Source organism: Alcanivorax borkumensis SK2, assembly GCF_000009365.1.
GTDB lineage: Bacteria > Pseudomonadota > Gammaproteobacteria > Pseudomonadales > Alcanivoracaceae > Alcanivorax > Alcanivorax borkumensis.
In genome coordinates, this window is record NC_008260.1 from 586,231 (window position 1) to 610,433 (window position 24,203).

The 24,203-nt window shown below is 56.0% G+C and carries 17 protein-coding genes; 6 read left to right on the forward strand and 11 right to left on the reverse strand.

Annotated features, from left to right (window positions below; genetic code table 11):
• Window position 1 precedes the first annotated feature (1 nt).
• From ABO_RS02775 to ABO_RS02795, 5 genes are read left to right on the forward strand one after another with little or no spacing between them, the layout of a single operon-like run.
• Complete coding sequence (locus ABO_RS02775; RefSeq protein WP_011587820.1) at window positions 2–3,823, forward strand: YhdP family protein; 3,822 nt, start codon at window positions 2–4, stop codon at window positions 3,821–3,823.
• Complete coding sequence (locus tag ABO_RS02780; protein ID WP_011587821.1) at window positions 3,820–4,677, forward strand: carbon-nitrogen hydrolase family protein; 858 nt, start codon at window positions 3,820–3,822, stop codon at window positions 4,675–4,677. The genes ABO_RS02775 and ABO_RS02780 overlap by 4 nt, the downstream gene beginning before the upstream one ends.
• Window positions 4,664–6,112: a metalloprotease TldD gene (gene tldD / locus ABO_RS02785; RefSeq protein ID WP_035460571.1), complete on the forward strand. Its 1,449-nt coding sequence runs from the start codon at window positions 4,664–4,666 to the stop codon at window positions 6,110–6,112. The genes ABO_RS02780 and tldD overlap by 14 nt, the downstream gene beginning before the upstream one ends.
• Window positions 6,112–6,573, forward strand: a complete 462-nt coding sequence (locus ABO_RS02790; protein ID WP_011587823.1) for a Crp/Fnr family transcriptional regulator — start codon at window positions 6,112–6,114, stop codon at window positions 6,571–6,573. Before tldD ends, ABO_RS02790 begins: the two co-directional genes overlap by 1 nt.
• Window positions 6,574–6,589: 16 nt before the next feature.
• Window positions 6,590–8,098, forward strand: a complete 1,509-nt coding sequence (locus ABO_RS02795) for a C13 family peptidase (protein ID WP_041704847.1) — start codon at window positions 6,590–6,592, stop codon at window positions 8,096–8,098.
• Between the two features lie 26 nt (window positions 8,099–8,124).
• Here the strand turns inward: ABO_RS02795 and yjgA are convergent, their stop codons facing one another.
• Entirely contained in the window at window positions 8,125–8,664 is a 540-nt protein-coding gene (yjgA, locus tag ABO_RS02800; RefSeq protein WP_011587825.1) for a ribosome biogenesis factor YjgA, read from the reverse strand.
• A gap of 35 nt (window positions 8,665–8,699) precedes the next feature.
• Between yjgA and pmbA the strand changes: the two genes are divergently transcribed.
• A complete protein-coding gene (gene pmbA / locus ABO_RS02805) occupies window positions 8,700–10,055 on the forward strand; it encodes a metalloprotease PmbA (RefSeq protein WP_011587826.1) in 1,356 nt (451 codons plus the stop codon).
• A 64-nt stretch (window positions 10,056–10,119) separates the two neighbouring features.
• Here pmbA and mgtE read toward each other — a convergent pair whose 3' ends face one another.
• The 10 genes from mgtE to ptsN all read right to left on the reverse strand — a co-directional run bounded on the left by mgtE (window position 10,120) and on the right by ptsN (window position 24,200).
• Window positions 10,120–11,484 (reverse strand): magnesium transporter, encoded by a 1,365-nt coding sequence (gene mgtE, locus ABO_RS02810; protein ID WP_011587827.1) that lies wholly within the window; start codon window positions 11,482–11,484, stop codon window positions 10,120–10,122.
• Window positions 11,485–12,099: 615 nt separating this feature from the next.
• Window positions 12,100–12,909: a peptidylprolyl isomerase gene (locus ABO_RS02815; protein ID WP_011587828.1), complete on the reverse strand. Its 810-nt coding sequence runs from the start codon at window positions 12,907–12,909 to the stop codon at window positions 12,100–12,102.
• A 20-nt stretch (window positions 12,910–12,929) separates the two neighbouring features.
• On the reverse strand, window positions 12,930–13,619 hold the full coding sequence (gene narI, locus ABO_RS02820; protein WP_011587829.1) for a respiratory nitrate reductase subunit gamma: 690 nt from the start codon (window positions 13,617–13,619) through the stop codon (window positions 12,930–12,932).
• Window positions 13,612–14,367 carry a nitrate reductase molybdenum cofactor assembly chaperone gene (gene narJ / locus ABO_RS02825; RefSeq protein ID WP_041704852.1) on the reverse strand — a complete coding sequence of 252 codons (756 nt, stop codon included), beginning with the start codon at window positions 14,365–14,367 and terminating at the stop codon, window positions 13,612–13,614. The genes narI and narJ overlap by 8 nt, the downstream gene beginning before the upstream one ends.
• A complete protein-coding gene (gene narH, locus ABO_RS02830; protein WP_011587831.1) occupies window positions 14,360–15,913 on the reverse strand; it encodes a nitrate reductase subunit beta in 1,554 nt (517 codons plus the stop codon). Before narH ends, narJ begins: the two co-directional genes overlap by 8 nt.
• Complete coding sequence (locus ABO_RS02835; protein WP_011587832.1) at window positions 15,910–19,650, reverse strand: nitrate reductase subunit alpha; 3,741 nt, start codon at window positions 19,648–19,650, stop codon at window positions 15,910–15,912. Before ABO_RS02835 ends, narH begins: the two co-directional genes overlap by 4 nt.
• A gap of 34 nt (window positions 19,651–19,684) precedes the next feature.
• Window positions 19,685–22,324 carry a nitrate/nitrite transporter gene (locus ABO_RS02840; RefSeq protein ID WP_011587833.1) on the reverse strand — a complete coding sequence of 880 codons (2,640 nt, stop codon included), beginning with the start codon at window positions 22,322–22,324 and terminating at the stop codon, window positions 19,685–19,687.
• A gap of 138 nt (window positions 22,325–22,462) precedes the next feature.
• Window positions 22,463–22,732 carry an HPr family phosphocarrier protein gene (locus tag ABO_RS02845; protein ID WP_011587834.1) on the reverse strand — a complete coding sequence of 90 codons (270 nt, stop codon included), beginning with the start codon at window positions 22,730–22,732 and terminating at the stop codon, window positions 22,463–22,465.
• Window positions 22,733–22,771: 39 nt separating this feature from the next.
• Window positions 22,772–23,620: an RNase adapter RapZ gene (gene rapZ / locus ABO_RS02850; RefSeq protein ID WP_011587835.1), complete on the reverse strand. Its 849-nt coding sequence runs from the start codon at window positions 23,618–23,620 to the stop codon at window positions 22,772–22,774.
• 106 nt (window positions 23,621–23,726) lie between these two features.
• Complete coding sequence (ptsN, locus tag ABO_RS02855) at window positions 23,727–24,200, reverse strand: PTS IIA-like nitrogen regulatory protein PtsN (RefSeq protein WP_011587836.1); 474 nt, start codon at window positions 24,198–24,200, stop codon at window positions 23,727–23,729.
• Between the last annotated feature and the right edge of the window lie 3 nt (window positions 24,201–24,203).

Here is a 24,203-nt window from a genome sequence, read left to right on the forward strand (position 1 = left end):
TATGGTATTGACCCGCTTCGCACGCTGGCGCCGATTTTTTCCTTCCCTGTGGTGGACGGTCGCGACAGTTTTATTGCTGATGGCCGCTTACGTGGTGGTGGGGCGTCAGCTTATGTTGTTGGTGCCCGATTACCGTGAGCGCCTTGAGCAGATATTTGAAAAACGTATCCAGACCCCACTAACCATTGCCGAGCTGAACGGCACCATGTCCGGGTTGGTGCCACAATTTGTGGCTCGCCAGATTCGCCTGCCAGCCCCCGAAGGCGAAGCGCCTTTGGTGCTGGGCGAAGTGGTGCTTAGCATCGATGTCTTGCGCTCCTTGTGGCACCGGGATCTGGTGCTTGAAGAGCTCAGTGTGCGCGGTGTCGATTTGAGTCTGGTGCGCGGCGATGACGGCAAGATTCGTCTACGAGGGTTGGATGTGCTTGGGCAAAGTGACCCTGATAATCGTCCACCGTTGGAACGTATTCTAAAATTGTTTTATCGACAGCAATTACTGTCGATCAGCGATGCACGGCTGTCTTTAGAGTGGCCAGGAATGCCACCGTTGGCAGCATCCGAGCTGGATGCCACCATGACCAACGATGGTGACGAACATCGGCTGGCGGTGCGGGTGGAGGCCCGTGATCGGCCCCTGTCTTTGCTGGCAAAAATTCACCTGCATGAAGATGCCTACACGTTGGATCAAGTGGATGCGGATATTTTTACTCGCTTTGAAGGCAAGCGGCTGAACGAATGGTTGCCTCAAATCGACGCCATGCCGCTGGAACTGGGCTCGCTGGATGCGTCTGTAGCCCTATGGGGGACACTGCAGGGGGGGGAGCCTACCTCCGGGCAGCTGCAGGTTGATGTGCCTGCACTGACACTATTCCAGGCAGATACAGTGTTGCCTTTGAGTGGCCTGTCGTTGCGGGCATCGCTGCTGCGTGAGGACCAGAAGGCCACGTTGTCGCTATCCAATTTGACAGGAAACTCACCTACCGGTCCGCTGACGCTGGGGGATATGGCGTTGCGATGGGAAACCCAGGGCGAGCGGCGTGAATGGCAGCTGCGGGCCAATGCGTTGCCCTTGCATGCCATAACTCAGCAATTCAAAGACTGGCCGTTTACGTTGCCGAAATTGGCCAGTGAATGGCGTGAAAAAATAGCGGTGGCGTCCCCCCGGGGAGTAGTGGAAGGGGTGTATCTGAGCGGTCATGCGCGAGACTTGGAGCAGTTTCAGGTGCGTTTTGCTGGGCTGGCGAGCGAGGCGGATGACAATATCCCTGGTGTTAAGGGGCTGAATGGCTGGGTGGCAGGGTCTCCGAATCAGGGGTTGGCGCACCTTTACAGTGACAATGTGTCGCTGCAATTACCGCGACTGTACGATCATGCACTGGGCGGCCAACTGGCCGGCGTGTTTGGTTGGCAGCGGGAGGGCGAGGCGCTCTCGGTGCGCTCCAGCCGCTTGCGGGTGGTGAACCCAGATGCCTACGGCGAAGCCATGATGGCCGTTACCTTGCGCCCGGGAGAAATTCCCGAGCTGCGTCTGGCCGCGGAAATTTACGATGGAAATGGCGCGCGGGCCAGTCACTACATTCCCCTGAAGCCGCTCCCGGATGGGCTGTCCGGGTGGTTGTCGCAAGCGATTGGCGATGGTCATCTTCAGCGCGGGCAATTGCTCTATCAGGGGCCGGTAAAAATCGACAAAAGTCGACAGCAGGACCGCACTTTTCAGATGCGCTATCAGGCCGACGATGTGCGCCTGTCGTTTCTGCCGGACTGGCCGGAGGCCACTGGTGTTAAGGCGGATGTGTGGGTTAATGGTCGTGAGGTGCAAGGAGTGGCCAGCCAAGGGAGCCTGTTGAATAGTCAGCTCACCGAGGTGCATGTAGACGTGCCCGCTTTTGATGATGAGAGCGGCCCCAGCGTGATTGTGGCCGGCCAAGTCAGTGGTCCGCTCGAAGACCTGGATACAGTGTTTCAGAACACGCCGTTGGCTGAGCAGCTCCCCCAAGAGGTAAAAGACTGGCGCTATCTGGGCGGTAACATGAAAGGGCAGCTGACCCTGAATATCCCACTCAAGAAAGGGTCGACCTCGCCCATGGTGATCGTGAATGCGTCCGTGGCTGATGGGCAGGTGGAAAACCGTGAGCGTAATTTGCTTATCACCGACGTACAGGCGCCGGTATATTTTCATTTGCGTAACGGGCTGCAAATGTCACGGCTTAGCGCCTCCACTTTGGGCGGCGAGGTGACGGGTAAATGGATTACCGGATCGGGTAAAAGCACGCTGACCTTGGATGGCGAAGTGCCGGTGGAGTCGTTGCGCAATTGGTTGGGCTTCGATTGGCTGGCGCCGGCCAGTGGCTCGTTACCGTTGGCTATGGCAATCCAAGTGCCTTGGCAGGGAAATTCTTTCGCCCTGCATGCCACCTCTTCACTTAAGGGCGTCATAGTGGATGCGCCTGTTCCGCTGGGGAAGACGGCCTCTCAATCGCGGAATCTGGCGCTGGACCTTACCCATAATGGTCAACATCTGGCGTTACAATATGGTGATACCGTGCGCGGCGCTTTCGCTCTTAATGAAACCGTGCGGGGTGGGGTTAGACTGGGTGTCGGTACTCCACACATCCCTGCTTCCGGCATCGATGTGCAGGGGCGGTTGGCTCGGGCCAGCGCGCAAGCGTGGATTGATTTCGTCAGCAATGAGTTGCTGCCAGCCATGGACTCGAACGCTTCGGGCGGTGGCGGTAATGGGGCCCAGCAGGGTGGGTTGAACAAGGTTAATGTGCAGGTGGCCACACTGGATTTGTTTGGTGTGGATGTGTCGGAGGCAAGTCTGTCCGTGTTGCCTCGTGCTAATGGTTGGGATCTGGCGTTGAGCAGCCCGTCCGTGGCCGGCTCGGTGGCCATCCCTGAAGGGTTTTCGGCCCGAGGCAAGGTGCCGCTCGATCTATCCGTCTCGCGGATGAACCTGACTTTGCCAGACAGCGCTGATCCACAATCCGGCGCGCCCTTGTCGCCAATGGATTTGCCGTCGGTAAACGCCCGGTTAGCTAATTTGCGTATCGATGGCGAGGATTTTGGCCAGTGGCAGGCGGAACTACGCCCCACAGAGCAGGGGCTGCGAATCAATGATTTGCAAGGCCGTTGGCGGGCTAGCCGCATTCTGGGCACGGTGGACTGGACGGAGGATGACGGCGCCCAATACACCCGCTTCAATGGCTCGCTGACGTCGGACAATCTGGGCCGTTCATTGCGCGCCTGGGGGCTACCGGAAATGATTGAATCAGAAGATGCCACAGCCAAGGTGTCGCTAGGGTGGGCGCAATGGCCGTTGGCGCCAAACTATCTTGCCCTGAACGGTCAGGCCCGGGTAGATATTGGTGAATGCCGGATACCCGATACCGATACCAAAACGTCGTTCTTGCGGCTGTTGGGGATCCTCAATCTGGGCACCATCCAGCGTCGCTTGCGACTGGATTTCTCTGATCTGTATAAAAAAGGCTTGAGTTGCGACAGCATCACCGGGGACTTCGCCCTCGACGGGCCTCATGTGTCTACAAGCAACCTAGCGATTGATTCGCCTTCTGCGGCAATTCGCGTGAAAGGGACGATCAATCTTGAAAAAGAAACCCTGAACCATCAAATGGAAGTCACGTTGCCCCTGTCCAGTAACTTGTATGCTGGGTGTTTGGCTGGACCTGCTGCGTGTGCCGGTATCTTTGTGGTAGAGCGAATATGGGGCGATGAATTGGACAAGACCGCGACCATGGAGTACCGAGTAAGTGGTAGCTGGTCGGGCCCCGATGTGTCTGAGACAGAAGGGATTTTCGAATGATGGAGCCAGATGCCGTGGTACACGTTGCTGCAATACAGATGACCAGCGTAGAAAGTGCAAAGGCCAATCTAGAGCAGGCTGCTCAGCTGTTACAGGAGGCCCATGACCAGGGCGCTAGCCTAGCGGTGCTGCCGGAAAATTTTGCTGGTTATGGCGTCGATTATCGAGCACTGGCCGCTGAGTATGAAAGGTTGGAACAGTGGCTGTGTGAGCAGGCATCCCGGTTGGGTATGGCGATTATTGGCGGTAGCATCCCTTCGTTGACCCGTCCTGACGGAGAACCCGTGCCGGCGCCACGGGTGCGTACTCGCTCTTTGGCGGTTTCGTCTGAAGGTCAGGTGGTAGGTCGTTACGACAAGCTGCATCTGTTTGATGCCCAGGTACACGATGCCCAGGGCCAATACAGAGAATCGGATTTTTTCGAGCCAGGTGAAGCCATCGTTACCGCGCCGCTTGGCGGTGTTCAAGTTGGCCTGGCGATTTGCTACGACCTGCGTTTTCCCGCGCTGGCTCAGCGGCTGACGAGTGCCGGGGCAGAACTGTTGGTATACCCGTCCGCGTTCACCGCGGTAACCGGTAAGGCGCATTGGGAGCTGCTGCTGCGAGCGACGGCGGTGCAGACGGGCTGTTATGTGCTGGGCGCCAACCAGTGTGGGCAACATAGCCCGCGTCGTGCCAGTTACGGCCATTCCATGCTAGTGTCACCCTGGGGTGACGTGGTAGCAAGTCTGGGGAATGCACCGGGTGTACTTGTGACGCCGTTGGACCTTGCTACCTTGTATGAGCTTCGGCAGCGTATGCCGGTGCAACAGCATCAACGATTACGTATTGAAGGCCCCTATGACACGAACTGATGACGTTCTTTCTATTGCAGAATCGGTGCTGCTTGCACCTGCTAATCTGAACACCCAGCACCTGGCTTCACTGCTGAATAACAAACTCACCGGGCAGGCGGATTACGCTGATATTTATTTTCAGCATAGTCGTCATGAGGCGTGGGTTCTTGAAGATGGCATCGTTCGCGATGCCAGTTTCAATACCGAGCGAGGTGCCGGTGTCCGTATTGTGCAGGGAGAAAAAACCGGTTTTGCCTACAGCGATGACATTACCTTGGCTGCTTTGCAGCAGGCCAGCGGCGCGGCCCGGGCGATTACCCAGCAAGGTCAGGATCGCCAAATTCAGCTGGCCAGCCGTGCAGCCCCGCCCGCCCGCTATGGCGCCATGGATCCGTTGCTAGACTGGCCAGCAACAGAGAAGGTAGCCCTGTTGCAGCGTATCGATGCAATGGCCCGGTCACTGGACCCGGCCATTGTCGAAGTAACGGCCAGCCTCAGTGCCGAGCAGGATGTGGTGATGGTGGTGGCTAGCGACGGCACGCTGGCCGCGGATGTGCGTCCGTTAATTCGCTGCAATGTGAGCGTGATTGCTGAACGTGCAGGGCGCCGTGAGCGTGGTAGTGCCGGCGGCGGTGGGCGGGTTGCCTACGATTGGTTGTTGCAAGAAGAGCGTATTGAAACCTGGACTCGGGAAGCAGTGCGCGGTGCGCTGCTGAATTTAGAGGCAGAAGCGGCGCCGGCCGGCACCATGCCGGTGGTGCTGGGGCCGGGTTGGCCTGGCGTGTTGTTGCATGAAGCGGTTGGGCATGGACTAGAAGGCGATTTTAATCGCAAGGGTACGTCCATGTTTGCTAAAAAAATGGGCGAACAGGTGGCGTCACCACTGTGCTCCGTGGTGGATGACGGCACCTTGATGGACCGCCGTGGTTCCCTGAATGTGGACGATGAAGGGACGCCTTCCGCTTGCAACACGCTGATCGAGAACGGCAAGTTGGTAGGCTACATGCAGGATAAAACTAATGCTCGGTTAATGGGGGTGGCTCCTACCGGTAATGGTCGCCGTGAATCCTATGCGCACCTGCCTATGCCTCGCATGACCAATACTTACATGTTGCCAGGCGAGAGTGATCCGCAGGACATCATTGCCAGCCTGGACCGTGGCATCTATGCGGTGAATTTTGCCGGAGGGCAAGTGGATATTACTTCCGGGCGTTTTGTGTTTTCCACCAGCGAGGCGTACCTGGTAGAGAAAGGGAAAATTGTTTGCCCGGTGAAAGGCGCCACCTTGATCGGCAGTGGTGCGGAAGTCATGCGCGGTATTTCCATGGTCGGCAATGACCTGGCGCTGGATTCTGGAATTGGCGTGTGCGGTAAAGATGGTCAATCCGTGCCGGTGGGGGTAGGGCAGCCGACGCTGCGCGTGGATGCTTTGACCGTCGGAGGCACGGCCTGATGTCCCAGGTGCTGGATATTCTGTCGCGTATGCGGCTGTTTGCCGGTCTGAGCGAGGACGAATTAGCAATATTGGAAAAACTAGTGTTCGTCAATCGGGTGCCAGTGGGTGATGTGGTTTGCCGCGAAGGGGACCGTAGCGATTTTGTTTGTTTTGTGGTGCGAGGTTGCCTGGATATTGTGAAGAACAATGAGGGAGGCGGTGAAGTGGTGATTGCCCACCTGCGACCCGGTGATTGCATGGGGGAAATGGCATTGGTGGATCATGAGCCACGGTCGGCAACGGTGCGTGCCGCAGAAGACGCTACTTTGATTGTGTTGACCCGCAAAGGGATTGAACAGTTACGCAAACGCAGCCCTCATGCGGTGAGCTTGGTGATGGAAAATATTGCTCGCCTGTTATGCACTCACCTGCGTCGTACATCGTCCCAGCTGGCACAATTTAAACTGCCGGTGGGTTAATGAAGAGCCGTTGCTTATGAGAACGCTTTGTCTGTTTGTGTGGCTAATGTTGCTGGCGGCCTGTGATCCGGGACAGTTACCTGCGGATGTGCGGCTGCCCGATGGCGCTGTGTATGAAGGTGATGTAAAGAGCAATTTGTTTCACGGTGAGGGCACTCTGACTTGGCCCGGTGGCCGGCGTTATAAGGGGGAGTTTCAGGACGGGCTAATGACCGGCGAGGGTCGGTTGGAGGAACGCGACGGTTGTGTTCAGGAGGGCCAGTTCGTTAATGGTGTTCTTAATGGCGAAGGCGCTTACACCTGCCAAGATGCTTCTTGGCAGGGAGAGTTCAAAGATGGCGAACTGATTAAAGGCTCAGTGGAATATCTGGATGATAATTCCTACCAGGGTGAATTTCGCGATTTTCAACCCCATGGGCAGGGGCTGTGGGTTACTGCATCCGGGGAGCAGTTTGAAGGGACATTCGCCGATGGCTACATGGTCAAAGGTTCCTACCGCAACGATGAAGGCTATCATTATCAGGGTGAATTTGATTTTTTTACCTTCGAGGGAAAAGGTGTTTTGACCCGCCCGGACGGCGCCGTGATTCGGGCCGATTTTGAAAAGGGCAAAGCGCAAGGCCCTGGCACCCGCACTCGTTTCGATGATGGAGGAACGGCGGTGGTGGAAAAGGGTTTTTTTGTGCGAGGTGACTATTACCCTAGCGAAAAGGCCTGGCGTCAGCGTAAGCAGCGGCAGGCGGCAGCCATGGAAGCGAGGCTGTACACGGAATCAAGCCGTTTGCAGTCGGTGTTGTCGTCACTGGCGCCCCAGCGGCCGGGCGTGCGTGATGTCTATTTATTGGTGGTGGGCGGAGATGGCACTGAAGCGGTGTTTGCCCGTGAAGTGGATTGGGTCGCACAACGGCTGGACTCTGTGTTTAATTTGAAGCGGCGGCACGTGCGTTTGATTAATGGGGGCAGTGATGATTTGCCCTTGGCCACCCGAACTAGTATCCAGGAAAGCCTTAAAGCGCTGGATGCCTTGATGGACCCAAATGAAGATCTGTTACTGATGCATGTTGTTAGCCACGGATCGCCCAACGGGGATTTGGTACTGGATGATAAGAGCCTCAAGCTCAATAATCTTTCTGTTGCTGATGGTAAGGCGTGGCTGGATGAGCTTGCTGCTCGTCATCAATGGCTGGTGGTGTCGGCCTGTTACTCGGGTAAATGGGTGGAAAGCTTGGCTTCACCGGAGCGAGTGGTGTTTTCCTCTGCTGCGGCGGACCGTACCTCGTTTGGTTGTGGTGATGATTCCGAGCGAACTTGGTTCAGTAAGGCGCTGTATGGCGAAGCAATGCTGGCCGGGGTCCAAGACCCCGACGCCTGGTTTGAGGCGGCTGAAGAAAATGTCTCGCTCATGGAAAAGGAGCGGGGCACCGAAGATGACGACCTATCCTTGCCCCAGAAATCCGTCGGCGGGAACTTCTTGCAATGGTGGCAGGCGGATAAAACTGCAGTGGTGATTCCGGTAAGGCCCTGACTCCACTTGCAAGTCTACTCGTGGAGTCAGTACAGCGGTGCGGTTTTATCCAGCTGGTTGAGGTAATTGATCAGTTTGCGGCGTTCGCGTTTGAATTTGTCTTTTTCTGCCGTGGAAGCCGTGGCCGGATCTTCGACTTGAGCTTTCAGGGCATTGCGCGTGAGATTGCGTAGTTGCTGACGGTCGCCGTGAGGAAAGAATTCCAAAATTTGTTGTAGGGTGGCTCCCGCGTCTTTCAGCTGTTCACATGCAACAATCTGCTCGACCCAGTTGCTGAGCCGCTGTTGTCGAAAGGGATCATTGAGCAATTCCAATGCTTTGATAATCTGTTCGCTGTTAGTCTCGCGGATGAGCCGGCCGATGTATTGAGCGTGACGTCGGCGGGCCTCATGACTGGTGATGCGGGTAGCTTCAGCCAGCGCATATTGCAGATCGTCACGCAGGGGCAAGCGTTCGCGCTCTACCTGTTTCATGTCCATCAGTAACAGACCCAGTTCTTGCAAGGCATTGTCTTCGCGTTTTTGCTGGCCCTTGCTGGTGATTTGCTCGTCGCTATACTCGGTCATAACTGTTTAATACCCATCAATGGAACCGCTATTTTATGTCTGATTCCTCCGCAACGACAGCCGAACTCGACAATACGCAGCTAGAACAGGCAAAAGATACTGCTGCCTGGCTGATAGAAGAGGCAAAACGCCAGGGCGCCGATGCGGCGGAAGTGGGTGTGAGCCTGTCCCAGGGCTATTCGGTAAATGTGCGCCAGGGAGAGGTGGAGACGGTGGAATTCCACCGTGACCGTGGGGTTTCCGTCACCGTGTACAAGGGTCTGCGTAAAGGTCACGCCAGTAGCTCCGACGATAATCGTGACAGTTTGCGCGATACCTTAGCGGCGGCCACGGCCATTGCTGGTTACACCGAAGAGGATCGTTATGCGGGCCTAGCGCCAGCCAATCAGCTGGCTAGCGACGTGGCGAACCTAGATCTGTACCACCCCTGGGCCATGGATACCCAATCCGCCATTGAGGACGCTCTGCATTGTGAAGCGGTAGCTCGTGATGACGCTCGTATCGTCAATTCTGAAGGGGCGTCAGTGAACAGTGGCGCTAGCCTAAGGGTGTATGCCACCTCGGAAGGTTTTCTGCATGGCTATCGTGGCACTAACCATAGCCGCGTGTGCAGCGTCGTTGCAGAGGATGATGCCGGCATGCAGCGTGATTATTGGTATGACGGTGGACGGGTGGGTGATCAGTTGGCTTCAGCTGAAGAGGTGGGCCTGCGTGCTCGTGAGCGCGCGCTGGCTCGCCTGGGGGCACAAGTGCCGGAGACTGGTGAGCTGCCGGTGATTTTTGCGCCAGAGGTGGCTTCAGGTTTGCTCGGGCATCTGGTGTCTGCTATCAGTGGTGGTGCACTTTATCGCCGTAGTTCTTTTTTGCAGGATAGCCTGGGCAAGCCAGTGTTACCGGCCGGTTTTCAGCTAACGGAAAATCCTCACCTGCCGGCGGGTAACGCGTCAGCGCCTTTCGATGGAGATGGTCTGCCCACGCGGCCTCAAGCGTTTGTAGAAGATGGTGTGCTGAAACAGTATGCGTTGGGGCTCTATGCCAGCCGGCGGCTGAATATGGCTCCCACCGGCAATGGCGGAGGGGTACGTAATGTGCGCCTCACTGACACCGGTGATTCGCTGGCCGCGCTGATGGCCAAGGTTCCCAAAGGTATTCTAATTACCGAAGTCATGGGCCAGGGTATTAATTTGGTGACCGGGGATTACTCCCGTGGGGCAAGCGGTTTTTGGTTTGAGAATGGTGTTGTAAAAGGTGCACTACAAGAGTTTACCATTGCCGGCCATCTGGGAGAGATGCTCAGAGGCATCCAAGGGAGCGGTACGGATGTGGACTATCGCGGCAATATTGCCTGTGGGTCTCTGCTGCTGTCGCCCATTAAGGTGGCTGGCCGATAAGTTGCCCCTGTGATTCGTTTGTTTTTTGGCTAGGGGAAAGGCCAATAATGGCCTGCCTTCTTTGTCACGCTAGTAGGTGGGCATAGAGCACCGTGGCCAGGCCGAGGAAGGCAAAAAAGCCGACAATATCGGTAATGGTGGTCAGTACCACGGAGCCCGCCAGTGCCGGGTCTATGCCCAGCCGTTTCATGGTGATCGGCAGCAGGGCGCCGGCACTGGCGGCCATCACCAGGTTGATCACCATGGCGGCGGCGATGACCAAACCCAGATTCGGGTCGTTGAACCAGAGCCCGGCAGTAATGCCGATGACCGTAGCCCAAAGCAAACCGTTAATGGCGCCCACGGACAGTTCCTTGAACAGCAAGTAACGGGTGTTGTTGGACTGAATCTGACCCAGCGCCATGGCGCGGATTACCAGTGTCAGTGTTTGGCTGCCGGCAATGCCGCCCATGCTGGCGACGATGGGCATCAGAATCGCCAGAGCCACCACCTTTTCCAAGGTGGCTTCAAACAGGCCGATAACGGCGGAAGCGGCGAGTGCGGTGAGAAGATTGATGCCCAGCCATAGCGCCCGGCGGCGTGCGGTTTGCCACACGGAACCGAAGGTGTCTTCATCCTCATCTAGACCGGCCATGCTCATTAGAGAGTGGTCCGCTTCTTCACGGATGACGTCTACTACGTCATCAATGGTGATCCGACCCACCAGCATGCCGTCTTCGTCCACCACCGGGGCGGTGACCAAATCGTGGCGTTCGAAGATTTTTGCCACTTGGTGGGCGGGCAGGGTGGCAGTGATGGACTCTGTGTCGGTGATCATAGCTTCGCGCACAGTGGTGCCGGGATCACTGATCAGTACCTTGGTCAGTGGTAGCAGCCCGATGAACTGGTTTTTCCGGTTAACTACCGCCAGGTTATCCGTGGTGCGGGGGATTTCGCCGCGCCGACGCAGGTAGCGCTGTACCACTTCGAAGGTGATTTCCGGGCGCACGGTGATCACGTCCGTATTCATTAGGCCACCGGCGGTGTCTTCCGGGTAGCTGAGGACATGCTCGAGCCGTTCTCGGTTCTGAGCATCCAGGTTGGCCATGATTTGGGAGGTGACATGGTCCGGCAGCTCTTGCAGCAGGTCGGCTAAGTCGTCTGTGTCGAGGTCTTCGGCCAACGAGACCAGTTCGTCGGTGGACAGGTCACGCAGTAACTCCCCCCGCACTTCTTCGCCCAGGTACTGCAAGACTTCGGATTCCTGATCCTTATGCAGTAGTTGCCACAGAATTTCCCGTTCTCGTGGCGGCGAGGATTCCAGTAAATGTGCCGCTTCAGCGCCGGGCAGGTTATTGATCAGCTGGCGTACCTGCGTATAGGTCCCGCTGGCGAGGGCGCGGTTAATGGCTTTTAGATGCTGTTGGCTACGGCTGCTATCGGCGGGCATGAAAAATTCGTTAACCGTGAATCGTGAATCGTTAACAGCGGGAAAATACCGTGAGCGATGAGCGGGTGACTTTTTCGCACCTACTCATACGCAAAAAGCGAGCAAATTACACACTGCGGTGAAAGTCTCGAACCAGACATTAACAGCCCTTTTGTGCCGGTGGTACTGTTTTAGTGTTTAAAGATCAAAGGTTAACGGGTTTTTACGCTTTATCGACCGGTGATTGAAGAGAGCGATTATGGCCACGCCCTTCGGGTCCTCCTGGGTGGCACGGCCCCTTTGCTGCACTTCATTAACAACAAGGCGCGTGCCTACAAAAGTGCGCCCTTTGAGGGGCGCGCCTTCTGTGCTTTGAATGAGGTGTAGAGTGCGCTCCTGCCTGAAACACTGAGCGGGTAAGGAATTTTTTGAGGTGCCCTAATAGTATTTGCGAATTAGCTGATGCATTTTTCCGTGTTAGCACTTGATCGCGAAGTAGGCGTGTTTACGCTTTCGCGCATACGCTGCGTGCAGCACAGGTTACCTACGGCGGTTGGGACGTCAGGCGCAGATAACAAATGTGAGGGTCTAAACTGTCCAGTCGTTCTGGCATGGGTGACCTGCAAGAGATCTCCATTATTGCATCAGCGGGCTGTTGGAGTCGGGGTCGAGCTGAAAGCCCTTCACCCCGATGTCAGCTTCCAAGGCTAGTAGATAGTGGCGCAAGGCGCGCCGGGTAGCCTGTTCTGTGAGGGTATGACGGACTCGCTCTTCCACTTGTTCGTAGGGTAGTGGGCGGCTTTCTCTACGTTCAATAATGTGTACCACATGCCAGCCATAACGGGTAGGAAGGGGGCGGGCATGCAATCCTTCAGGCAAGCGCTGTAACACCTTGTCCAGCTCCGGGATGGTTTGTCCAAGCTGTAGCCAGCCCAGTTCGCCGCCTTGATCCTTCGAAGGGCACTGTGAAAAACGCTGGGCCAGTTCGGGGAATCGCTGGGGGGCGTCGCGCAGTTGCTGGATCAACTTTTGTCCCTGGTGGTATTGGCTGTCGCGGGAACGGGCGTCGTCAGGGCCTGCGGCTAGCAGAATGTGCCGGGTAAGCACCTGGCAAGGCTCGCTGAAACGATCAATTTCTACTTTATGGAAGCGGCGGCAGTCCTCATCCTGAGGCTTTGGCACGGTGAGCTCCCGCTCCAACAGGGCGCTAATGACGGCTTCATCTCCCTCACAGTCGATAGCAAGGCCCATGGTTTGGGCCTGCTGTAATAGTAGCTGACGGACCACCAATGCCCGTGCTGCATTGTGCTGCGCCTGATTAAGATCGGTAGCCGGGTGATACTGCATTTCCTGGGCTATCTCGTCTTGGGTGATGGTTTGGTCGCCCACGGTAATTAGGGGCAGGGCATTGGGGGCTTCCACTTGATGGGTATCAATTCTTTTCATGGTTGCCTCTATTGGTGTGATTATCCGCGGCGACGAACAATTTGGTAGCGGCGGAACAGGTAGCCCAGCGGCACGCTCCATACATGCACTAGGCGGCTGAAGGGAAAGAGCAAAAAGAGGGTGAGCCCGATAAGGATATGAATCTTGTAGACCCAGTTGATACCTTGCAGGTGAACCGCTGCATTACCTTTAAAGAAAACGATGGACTGTGCCCAGTTTGCCAGTTGCAGCATAACCCCACCGTCGAGATGATCCATGGCGGGAATAATAGTGCCCAGCCCTAACGTGACCTGCACCACGAGTAGAAAAATGATGAAGGTATCCATCGCGCTGGATGTGGCACGTACACGGGGATTGGACAGTCGTCGCCAGAGCAGCATGGCGCCACCGATGAAACAAAAAATGCCGGCGATGCCGCCCACCAGTATCGCCATAATTTGCTTGTTTCCCGGACTAATAATCCATTCGTAGGCCCAGTGCGGGGTCAGTAATCCCACTAGATGGCCGAAGAAAATCACCAGAATGCCCACATGGAAGCAGTTGCTGGCCAGGCGCATGTGGCGGCTGGAAAGCATCTGGCTGGAACCGGTTTTCCATGTGTACTGGCCGTGGTCGAAGCGCAGCAGGCTGCCGACCAGAAATACGGTGACGGCAAAGTAGGGGTAAAGACCGAACAGGACGGTATTCAGATATTGGGAGAGGTTATCCATGGTGCCCTCCAGCCGCAGGGCGGGTGGAATCCTTAATGGTGACTGTTTGAGTCTGCACGCGGTGACGGTGCTGGGTCAGGTGTTGTTGCTGGGCGGTTTGGCTGCCGCAATCTTGATTTGAGTCCGCATGGAACCGAACAGCCTCTTCCTCCCAGACCGCATCCAGTGCCTCGGGGGTATGATCCGGTTTTTCCTCACTGACGGTTTGGCGATGGAGGGCCACGTCTTGCTCGGCGCCAATCAGTGCGAGCAGGGTGCGGGTAACGAGTGCGTGCGGTGCATCGCGTTCTTCCAGCCGAGCGGTAAGAAGGGCCAGAATGTGACGAATATCGCCAAGCCACTGGCCGATGGTGGTTTCGTCACGTGTGGACAAGTATTCCAGAAACAGCGGCAGGTAATCAGGCAGTTCCCGACTATCGAGTATCAGGCCAGCCTGCGCGTATTCATTGATCAGGTCGACCATGGCTTGTCCACGGTCACGCGATTCGCCGTGAACATGCTCGAATAGCAGTAGAGAGGTGGAGCGCCCCTTGTCGAACAGGGCCACGTACTCCGCTTGCTGGTCGAGCAGCTCATTATGTTGGATTTGTTCACACCAGGCGTTTAATGCCTGTTTGCGCTTGGCGCACAGGCGCGGATCAGCCTGGATGATGGCCTGCATCGTTTCGCTGGCGTCTTGCAGTTCAGCCTGGGGGTAATCCAGCAGCCGGGCTAGCACCCGTAGGGTGCGTTGAATGGGCTCATTCATGGGGGCTCTCCTGCGGGTCATAGGTCTGGGGGCTGACCAGAGTGCGTGTTTGCGGGCGGGCTCCGAAGAGGTTGCTTTTGCTTTGGCCGCTGTGGCAACCGTCGCCGAAACTGAAACCGCAGCCGCCGCGTTCCGGAAAGGCTTCACGCGCCTGTTCGCGGTGGCTGGAGGGAATCACGAAGCGATCTTCGTAGTTGGCGATGGCCAGATAGCGATACATTTCTTCCACCTGCTGTTCACTTAGGCCTACGGCATCAACGACTTCCTTATTGATGTGACCTTCCACATGCTTGTCACGCATGTAAACTCTCATGGCCATCAGGCGCTTGAGGGCCAGCACTACGGGTTGTTCTTCACCCGCGGTGAGCATATTTGCTAGATACCGCACTGGAATTCGTAAGGACTCGATACGCGGCAGTACACCGTCGTATTCGATCTTGCCGGCTTGCGCAGCTGACTGGATTGGGGAGAGTGGAGGGACATACCAGACCATGGGCAAGGTGCGATATTCCGGGTGAAGGGGCAGGGCGAGCCCCCAGTCCATGGCTAGTTTGTACACAGGCGAAGCCTGGGCTGCGGCAATGACGTTGTCAGAGATTCCGTCGCGTTGTGCCTGGGCGATGACTTCTGGGTTGTTGGGATCAAGGAAAATATCCCGTTGTCGATGGTATAGGTCGCGTTCGTCGGCGGTGCTCGCTACCTCGGAAATCCGGTCGGCATCGTAGAGCAGTATGCCTAGATAACGAATGCGGCCAACACAGGTTTCCGAACAGACGGTGGGCTCCCCTGCTTCGATACGTGGGTAGCAGAAGATGCATTTCTCTGATTTTCCGCTTTTCCAGTTGTAGTAAATTTTCTTGTAGGGACAGCCCGATACGCACATGCGCCAGCCGCGGCACTTGTCCTGGTCAATCAATACGATGCCATCTTCTTCTCGCTTGTAGATAGCGCCACTGGGACAGGAGGCAACACAGGTAGGGTTTAGGCAGTGCTCGCATAGCCGTGGCAGATACATCATGAAGGTGTTTTCAAACTGGCCGTAGATGTCTGCCTGAACTTGTTCGAAGTTGATGTCTTTGCGGCGTTTGGCAAACTCGGTGCCGAGGATTTCTTCCCAGTTGGGACCCCATTCTATTTTTTTTATACGTTTGCCCGTAATTAGCGATCGGGGCCGTGCAACGGGTTGATGCTTGCCGGCCTTGGCCGTATGCAGGTGCTGATAGTCAAAATCGAAGGGCTCGTAATAGTCATCAATTTCCGGTAAATCCGGGTTGGCAAATAGGTTGGCCAACACTCGCCACTTGCCGCCGATACGAGGCTCGATTTTCCCATCGCCAAGCCGCCGCATCCATCCACCGTTCCATTTTTTTTGATTTTCCCATTCTTTCGGGTAGCCAATGCCCGGTTTTGTTTCCACATTATTGAACCAGGCGTATTCCACACCTTCCCGGCTGGTCCATACGTTTTTGCAAGTGACGGAACAGGTATGACAGCCAATGCACTTGTCGAGATTGAGCACCATACCGACCTGGGAGCGAATTTTCATTTTACGGCCTCTTGTATGCTGTCGTGACCTTCACCGTCCAGCCAGTTCACATTGCGCATTTTGCGGACCATGACGAATTCGTCGCGGTTGGAACCGACGGTGCCGTAGTAGTTGAATCCGTAGGCTAGTTGAGCGTAGCCACCGATCATGTGGGTGGGTTTAGGGCAGACTCTGGTTACAGAGTTATGAATGCCGCCACGGGTGCCGGAGATTTCTGAGCCAGGCACGTTCACATTGCGCTCCTGGGCGTGATACATCATTACCATGCCGTCCTTTACCCGCTGACTGACTACTGCGCGGGCAGCGATGGAGCCATTGGCGTTGTACAGTTCAACCCAGTCGTTGTCGGCCACACCAATGTCAGCTGCATCACTTTCGGATAGCCATACCACAGGGCCTCCGCGATTTAGCGTCAGCATTAGCAGGTTGTCACTGTAAGTGGAGTGAATGCCCCACTTCTGGTGCGGCGTCAGGAAATTGAGAGCCTTCTCTGGGTTGCCGTTGGGCACGCTGAATGCACTGGCCACGGCTTTGGTGTCGATGGGAGGACGGTAAACCAGCAGGCTTTCACCAAAAGCTCGCATCCAGGGGTGGTCTTGGTAGAGTTGCTGGCGGCCAGTGAGGGTTCGCCAAGGGATCAGCTCGTGCACATTGGTGTAGCCTGCGGTGTAGGAGACGTGCTCATCCTCTAAACCTGACCAGGTAGGGCTGGAGATAATTTTACGCGGTTGCGCGACAATATCTCGGAAACGAATTTTTTCTTCTTCTTTAGGGCGCGCCAAGTGTGCGTGTTCTCGACCGGTAAATTCTGATAATGCCTGCCAGGCTTTTATGGCGACCTGGCCATTGGTTTCTGGTGCAAGAGAGAGGATGACTTCGGCGGCGTCAATGGCGGTTTCAATTTTTGGCCGCCCTTTGGCCGGGCCGTCCTGCTTGGTGTGATTGAGTTCGCCGAGGAACTGGATTTCCTTGTCGGTGTTCCAGGAGATGCCCTTGCCGCCATTGCCTAGTTTATCCAGTAACGGTCCCAAGGCGGTGAAACGCTCATAGGTTGCGGGGTAGTCCCGCTTGACTTCAACCAGTGAAGGCATGGTTTTGCCGGGGATCAGGTCACATTCGCCTTTTTTCCAGTCCTGTACGCAGCTTTGCGATAGTTCTGACGGGGCGTCGTGTTGTAGTGGCAGAGTGACCACGTCGGTTTCTTCCTCCAGATGACCGGGGCACAGTTGTGAAAAAGTGCGGGCGATACCTTTGTAAATTTCCCAGTCGCTGCGCGATTGCCAAGCCGGATCGGTGGCTGCGGTGAGTGGGTGAATAAAAGGGTGCATGTCTGAGGTGTTCAGGTCGTTTTTTTCGTACCAGGTGGCCGTAGGCAGAACAATGTCGGAATACAGGCAGGTGGTGGACATGCGGAAATCCAGCGTGGTGAATAGATCCACCTTGCCCTCCGGTGCCTGCTCGACCCAGTCCACCTCCATGGGCTTGTTGCCATCCATTTCGCCCAGGTCCTTGCCTTGAAGGCCATGGCGGGTGCCAAGTAAGTACTTGAGCATGTATTCGTGGCCTTTGCCGGAGCTGCCCAGAAGATTGGAGCGCCAGACGAACATGTTGCGTGGAAAGTTTTTTGGGTCATCCGGTTGTTCAGCGGCAAAACGCAGGTTGCCAGACTTGAGCTGTTCCACTACATAATCTGTAACGGGTTTTCCTGCCGCTTGTGCCTCCCGGGCAATCTGTAACGGGTTGCGCCCGAGTTGGGGGGCTGAAGGCAGCCAACCCATGCGTTCGGCGCGTACATTGAAATCCACCAGGCTGCCCTGGTAATCCTCTGGTTTGGCCAGCGGCGATAGCAGCTCGCTGACGTCCAACTTTTCGTAACGCCACTGGCTTGAATGATTATAGAAAAACGAGGTGCCGTTCATGTGTCGGGGCGGACGGGTCCAATCCAGGCCAAAGGCCAGAGGCAACCAGCCGGTTTGCGGACGCAGTTTTTCTTGGCCTACATAATGGGCCCAGCCGCCGCCGCTCTGACCAATACAGCCACACAGGATCAGCATGTTGATCAGCCCTCGGTAATTCATGTCCATGTGGTACCAGTGGTTCATGCCGGCACCGACAATGATCATGGAGCGGCCCCGAGTCTTGTCAGCGTTGTCGGCGAACTCCCGGGCAATCCGTGCTACTTGTTCAGCGGGGACCCCGGTAATTTGTTCTTGCCAAGCGGGGGTGTAAGGTTTGAGTTGGCGGTAATGGGTGGCACCGTCATCGTCTCCGAACCCTCGGTCGATGCCATAGTTTGCACACATCAGATCAAACACGGTGACTACCAGCGCCTGTCGCCCATCTGCTAGGGATAGTTGCTTGGCGGGCAGCGAGTGGTGGAGGATGTCGTCACCGGCCACGTGATTGAAATGTTCACGTGCGATGCCGCCGAAATAGGGGAACGCCACTTTGGCGATGTTGTCATGGTGATCGGCCAGAGTGAGTAGTGGCGTGATGCTATTGCCGGCGGCGTCTAGTGGTTCTAGGTTCCATTTTCCCTTTTCGCCCCAACGGAAACCAATGGAGCCTCGCGGAACCGCTGGGGCATCTCGGGCAGGGTCCCACACCACGGTTTTCCATTCCGGGTTGTTGTCCTGTCCGAGGGATGCGTCGAAATCACTGGCGCGGAGTTGACGACCGGGAACGTAGCTGCCGTCGTCACGGGGTTCCAGTTCCACCAGGAAGGGCATGTCGGTGTAGCGCCGTACATAGTCGGTGAAATATTCACTGGGATTGTTGAGATGGAATTCCTTGAGGATGACATGCCCCATCGCTAACCCCAGGGCGGCATCTGTGCCCTGCTTGGCGCTCAGCCATTCGTCACACAATTTGGAAACTTCGGCATAGTCGGGCGTGATGGCCACGGTCTTGGTGCCTTTGTAGCGTACTTCGGTGAAGAAGTGAGCATCCGGGGTCCGGGTTTGAGGTACGTTGGAGCCCCAGGCAATGATATAGCCACTGTTGTACCAGTCGGCGGATTCTGGCACATCGGTCTGTTCGCCCCAGGTTTGTGGGCTGGCGGGGGGGAGGTCGCAGTACCAGTCGTAGAAGGACAGGCAGACCCCGCCGATCAGTGACAGGTAGCGAGCCCCGGAAGCATAGGACACCATGGACATGGCTGGGATCGGAGAAAAACCGATGATCCGATCAGGTCCATATTGTTTGGCGGTATAAATGTTAGCCGCGGCAATGATACGGTTCATTTCGTCCCAGTCGCCGCGCACAAAACCGCCCATGCCGCGGGCTTGTTTGTATTGCTGCGCTTTGTCCGGGGTTTCCATGATGGAAGCCCATGCATCCACTGGATCGCAGTGTTCCTTAATGGCGTCGCGCCACAATTTCAGCAAGGTCTGTCGAATTAGGGGGTACTTTAGGCGATTGGCGCTGTATAGGTACCAAGAATAACTGGCCCCACGTGGACAGCCTCGGGGTTCATGATTAGGTAAGTCGGGGCGAGTACGGGGGTAATCCGTCTGCTGAGTTTCCCAGGTCACCAGGCCGTTTTTGACGTAGATTTTCCAGCTGCAGGATCCGGTACAGTTCACTCCATGGGTAGAGCGCACGATTTTGTCGTGCTGCCAGCGGCTTCGATAGCCGTCTTCCCAATGCCGGTCCTCGTCACGGGTCTCCCCGTGTTTGTCTGAAAAGTCGGTTGGTTTTTTTCCCAAGTACTTCAGACGATCGAGAAAGTGGCTCATGGATGTCTCCCTATGGATGTTGAATATCAGGCGCTCAACACGGAATCTCAGCCTTCTTGCGTGTGTAGTAGAACCAAGTAATACCCAGGCACAACACGTAAAAGAGAATGAAACCGTACAGCGCCACATTGGCATTACCGCTTAGACTCAGTGATGTGCCGAACGCCTTGGGGATGAAGAAGGCCCCGTAGGCGGCGATAGCCGAGGTGAAGCCTACGGTGGCCGCTGATTCACGCTCGATTTGAATACGCTGCTGGTCTTGCGGTAGCGAAGGCATGATGCGCGGGATCGAGGTGGAGAAAATGGTGGGGATCATTTGGAACGTGCTGGAGTTGCCTACCCCGGAAACGAAGAACAGCCACAGGAACATGAAAAAGAAACCCTGAAAACTTTCTTTTTGCAGGAAAAACAGCGTCCCGCTCACGCCAACGATCATGCCGATAAAGACCCATAATGTGACCTTGCCGCCGCCAAAGCGGTCGGCAACGCCGCCTGAAAACGCGCGGCTAAGGGCGCCAACCAGTGGGCCAAGAAAGGCATACTTGAGAGCATCGACTTCTGGGAACAGGTTGGCGCTGAGTAACGGGAAGCCGGCGGAAAAGCCGATAAAACTGCCAAACGTTCCGGTGTAGAGCACGCACATTAGCCAATTGTGCTTACGCTGGAAAATGGTGGCTTGGTCTTTAAACGAAGATTGCGCACTGGCGATATCGTTCATTCCAAACCAGGCGGCAATGGTTGCCAAGACAATGAAGGGGACCCAGACAAAGGCGGCGTTCTGCAACCATATGGCGTCGTTGCTAGCGGTAATTTGTGGGCCACCTGCCACGAAGCTGAATACCCCGGTGGTGATGATCAGGGGCACCACAAATTGCATCAGGCTGACCCCCAAGTTTCCTAGCCCAGCATTAAGGCCCATGGCCTTGCCTTTCTCATGCTTGGGATAGAAGAAAGAAATGTTGGCCATGCTGGAAGCAAAGTTGCCGCCACCAAAACCGCATAGCAGAGCCAGGATCAGCATGACCAGGTAAGAGGTGTTTGGGTTTTGCACTGCCACACCAATCCACAATGCCGGCAGCAGTAGTGACGCGGTGGAAAGAGCGGTCCAGCGCCGCCCGCCAAATATTGGCACCATAAAGCTGTAGAAGATTCGCAGAGTCGCCCCGGATAACCCGGGCAGAGCAGCGAGCCAGAACAGTTGGTTGGGGCTGTAGTCAAAGCCCACGCTGGGTAATTTGGCAACGACCACAGACCACACCATCCACACTGAAAATGCCAGTATCAGGCAAGGAATGGATATCCATAGGTTGCGCTGAGCAATACGCTTGCCTTGTTCTTCCCAGAAGGCGGGTTCTTCCGGACGCCAGTCATCCAGTACGAATGCTTTTGGGGTAGAGAGCTCGGGCAGGTCGCGGCTTTGTATATCTTCGCCCAGTTCTATTCTGTTGGCGCGCAGAATGGAGTAATGCATCCACAGTAGCGCAAAGGCCGAGACTAGGAACAGCAGCATGAAGCTGCTTTGCCAGATGCCAATGACATCGTTGAGCATGCCGAAGGTGAGGGGCAGCAGGAAGCCGCCGAGCCCGCCGACCATGCCCACCAGGCCGCCCACGGTACCCACATTGTTGGGGTAGTAGGCCGGGATGTGTTTGAACACTGCCGCTTTACCCAGGGACATGAAAAAGCCCAATACCATAGTTAGGGGAATAAAGCCGATCAGTCCCATGGCCATGGAGAAGCGTAATTTTCCGTTGACGCCATCAATGACGTAGTCGGTGGGTGGGTAGCTGAGCAGGAAGCAGCACAGCACTGACACGACTAGGGTCCAGTACATCACTTTTCGGGCCCCGTAGCGGTCGGACAGCCAGCCTCCGAGAATCCGGAATAGTGAGGCGGGAATGGTGTACAGGGCGGCCACAACACCTGCGACAGTAATGCTCAAGCCGTAGACTTCCACCAGATAGTGAGGCAGCCACAGCGCTAGAGCGACGAAACCACCAAACACAAAGAAGTAATAGAGGGAAAAGCGCCATACTCGTAGTTCGCCAAGCGGAGCAAATTGCTCTTTAAGAGAGACCGGGTTGGCAGCACGCTGCTGGCTTAGGGGGTCAGTGCGGGCGAACAGCAGAAAAAATATCCCGCTGGCGGCGATAACTACCGCGTAAAGCTGGGCGGTACCGGTCCAGCCCAAGGCCAGTAGCAGGGAGGGCGCGCACAGGCTAGTGATTGCCGAGCCCACATTGCCGGCCCCGAAGATGCCCAGCGCGGTACCTTGTTTCTCGGGGGGATACCAGGCGGAAGTGTAAGCCACCCCAACAATAAAGGAGCCACCGGCTAGGCCAACGCCCAGCGCACCGAGCAGTAGTAACCAGTAGGTGTTGGCCAGAGACAGCAGGAAGACAAAGACGCCAGTGAGCAGCATCAGCAGACTGAACACCTTGCGGCCGCCAAAACGATCGGTTAGGTAACCAAGAAATAATCGGCTGATGGAGCCGGTAAGCACTGGGGTTGCCATGAGCAGGCCCAGCTGGGTATCGGTGAGGTTCAGTTCATCCTTAATCTGTAACCCGAGTATGGACAGCATTGTCCATACTGCAAAACAGAGGGTGAACGCAAAGGTCGAGAAGACTAGCGCGCGGCGTTGCTCCGCACGTGCCATTCCTTCTGCAACCATAGGACCTCCCTGCCTCATGGTTGTATGACGGGGGCGGCTTGTTAACAAGCCTGTTTAGGATAGTTACAGCTGCAAAGGCGGGAGCGCAATAAGTGATCGATATAAACCCTGTATACGATACAAAACCTTGATCTGCGTCTATTCTCCTTCGTCAAAACGGCGAGAGAACAAGTCTTTCAGTTCGTCCATAGCCTGTTGTTCATCATCGCCCTCCACTCGAAAGGTGATGCGGCTTCCCTTGGCCGCCCCGAGCATGAGCAAGCCCATGATGCTTTTCGCGTCGATGGTCTGCGTTTTGTGCAGTACTAGGATGCTGCTGTTGTAGCGTGATGCCACGCTGACTACTTTGGCGGCAGCGCGGGCATGCAGGCCGAGTTTGTTGATTACATCGAGTTGTTTTTCAATCATCGGTCATCTTGTGGTCGGAGGAGGTGGCTGCTTGCTGGGTTAGAGTTCCCTATGGCGGACCTGAAGGACAATGCCTTCTGCGCGCAGATTTTTTGCCAGCTGTTCGGTGATGAAGACGGAGCGATGGCGGCCGCCGGTGCAACCGATCGCCACGGTGACATAGCTGCGGTCGCTGTTGGCAAAGGCCGGTAGCCAGCGCACAACGAAATCGCCAATATCTTTGAGCATGTCGTGACTGGCCTGGTGCTGGCTAAGAAACTCGATAATGCAGTCATCCTTGCCGGTGAAAGGACGCAGGTCTGCATGCCAGTGAGGATTGGGCAGCACTCGCACATCGAACACAAGGTCGGCATCGGTGGGCAGGCCATTCTTGAAGCCAAAGGATTCCAGTTGCAATGACAGTGTGGCTTCACGGCGAGCTACCCGTTCACGCATGAGATTGCGCAGGGTGTGGACGTCATGGTTGCTGCTGTCGATGACTAGGTCGGCACGTTGGCGGATGTTGGCCAGTAGCTCACGTTCATGGCCGATGGCGTCGGCCAGAGAGCGTTGATCGGTGCCCAGTGGGTGGCGGCGACGGGTAGCGCTGAAGCGAGTAAGAAGAGTGTGATCATCCGCATCTAAGTAGATGATTTCGCTGCGAACCTGCTGTTCATTAAGTGCGTGAAGAATGTTGTCGAAGGCCAGTAACTGGGCGGGGAGGTTGCGAGCATCAATACCAACGGCGACCCGCTCAATTGGGGGGTCGCCTTCACTGAGTTGTTTTGCCAGGGTGGGTAGCATGCCGACTGGCAAGTTGTCGACGCAGTAAAAGCCTTGATCTTCCAGTGCCTGCAGCGCGGTGGTTTTCCCTGAACCGGAGCGCCCACTGATAATGGTGAGTTTCATGGTTGCACCGCTCGCGGGTGGCTCGCAGTATATTGGAACGCAAGACCGATAGGTGAGGACGTGTTTTGGATGCGCGGCATAATGCGCGAGAGCCTGCTGTGTTGCTTCATGATGCCAATCGTAACTCTGCCTCAGATTCTATCGCCGCCTGGTAGAGCTGCTGGTTGTCAATGCTGCGTCGCAGTTCTGTACGGTAAGTCTCGTCGTTGAACAGGGAGGCCAGATGGCTGAGGGTTTTGAGATGTTGTTCCGGGTTGTCCTGGGGGACGAGTAATACAAACACCAAATCCACAGGCTGACCGTCAACGGCGTCGAAATCAATGGGGGTTTCTAGTTTTAACAACAGGCCTACAGCCTGTTGGCAATGTCCTAGTCGACAATGAGGAATGGCAATGCCTTCGCCAATGCCCGTGGAGCCCAGTTTTTCCCGGGCGACCAGAGCGTCGAAGACTTCCTGCTCATTAAGGCTGCCACAGCTGGCAGCTGCCAGCTGTGCAACCTGGTCAAGCAGTTGTTTCTTGCTGCTGGCCTGCACGCCGTGATGGGTGCGGGCCAGAGTCAGTAGTTCGCGAACTCGCATAAT

Excerpts from the sequence above, each read along its gene's own strand:
- ABO_RS02840 (WP_011587833.1), bottom strand. The coding sequence starts at position 22,324 with ATGGTTGCAGAAGGAATGGCACGTGCGGAGCAACGCCGCGCGCTAGTC.
- ptsN (WP_011587836.1), bottom strand. The coding sequence starts at position 24,200 with ATGCGAGTTCGCGAACTACTGACTCTGGCCCGCACCCATCACGGCGTG.
- narH (WP_011587831.1), bottom strand. The coding sequence starts at position 15,913 with ATGAAAATTCGCTCCCAGGTCGGTATGGTGCTCAATCTCGACAAGTGC.
- tldD (WP_035460571.1), top strand. The coding sequence starts at position 4,664 with ATGACACGAACTGATGACGTTCTTTCTATTGCAGAATCGGTGCTGCTT.
- ABO_RS02815 (WP_011587828.1), bottom strand. The coding sequence starts at position 12,909 with ATGAAAAGAATTGATACCCATCAAGTGGAAGCCCCCAATGCCCTGCCC.
- ABO_RS02795 (WP_041704847.1), top strand. The coding sequence starts at position 6,590 with ATGAGAACGCTTTGTCTGTTTGTGTGGCTAATGTTGCTGGCGGCCTGT.
- narJ (WP_041704852.1), bottom strand. The coding sequence starts at position 14,367 with ATGAATGAGCCCATTCAACGCACCCTACGGGTGCTAGCCCGGCTGCTG.
- ABO_RS02780 (WP_011587821.1), top strand. The coding sequence starts at position 3,820 with ATGATGGAGCCAGATGCCGTGGTACACGTTGCTGCAATACAGATGACC.
- rapZ (WP_011587835.1), bottom strand. The coding sequence starts at position 23,620 with ATGAAACTCACCATTATCAGTGGGCGCTCCGGTTCAGGGAAAACCACC.
- ABO_RS02835 (WP_011587832.1), bottom strand. The coding sequence starts at position 19,650 with ATGAGCCACTTTCTCGATCGTCTGAAGTACTTGGGAAAAAAACCAACC.
- yjgA (WP_011587825.1), bottom strand. The coding sequence starts at position 8,664 with ATGACCGAGTATAGCGACGAGCAAATCACCAGCAAGGGCCAGCAAAAA.
- narI (WP_011587829.1), bottom strand. The coding sequence starts at position 13,619 with ATGGATAACCTCTCCCAATATCTGAATACCGTCCTGTTCGGTCTTTAC.
- ABO_RS02845 (WP_011587834.1), bottom strand. The coding sequence starts at position 22,732 with ATGATTGAAAAACAACTCGATGTAATCAACAAACTCGGCCTGCATGCC.
- pmbA (WP_011587826.1), top strand. The coding sequence starts at position 8,700 with ATGTCTGATTCCTCCGCAACGACAGCCGAACTCGACAATACGCAGCTA.
- ABO_RS02790 (WP_011587823.1), top strand. The coding sequence starts at position 6,112 with ATGTCCCAGGTGCTGGATATTCTGTCGCGTATGCGGCTGTTTGCCGGT.
- ABO_RS02775 (WP_011587820.1), top strand. The coding sequence starts at position 2 with ATGGTATTGACCCGCTTCGCACGCTGGCGCCGATTTTTTCCTTCCCTG.
- mgtE (WP_011587827.1), bottom strand. The coding sequence starts at position 11,484 with ATGCCCGCCGATAGCAGCCGTAGCCAACAGCATCTAAAAGCCATTAAC.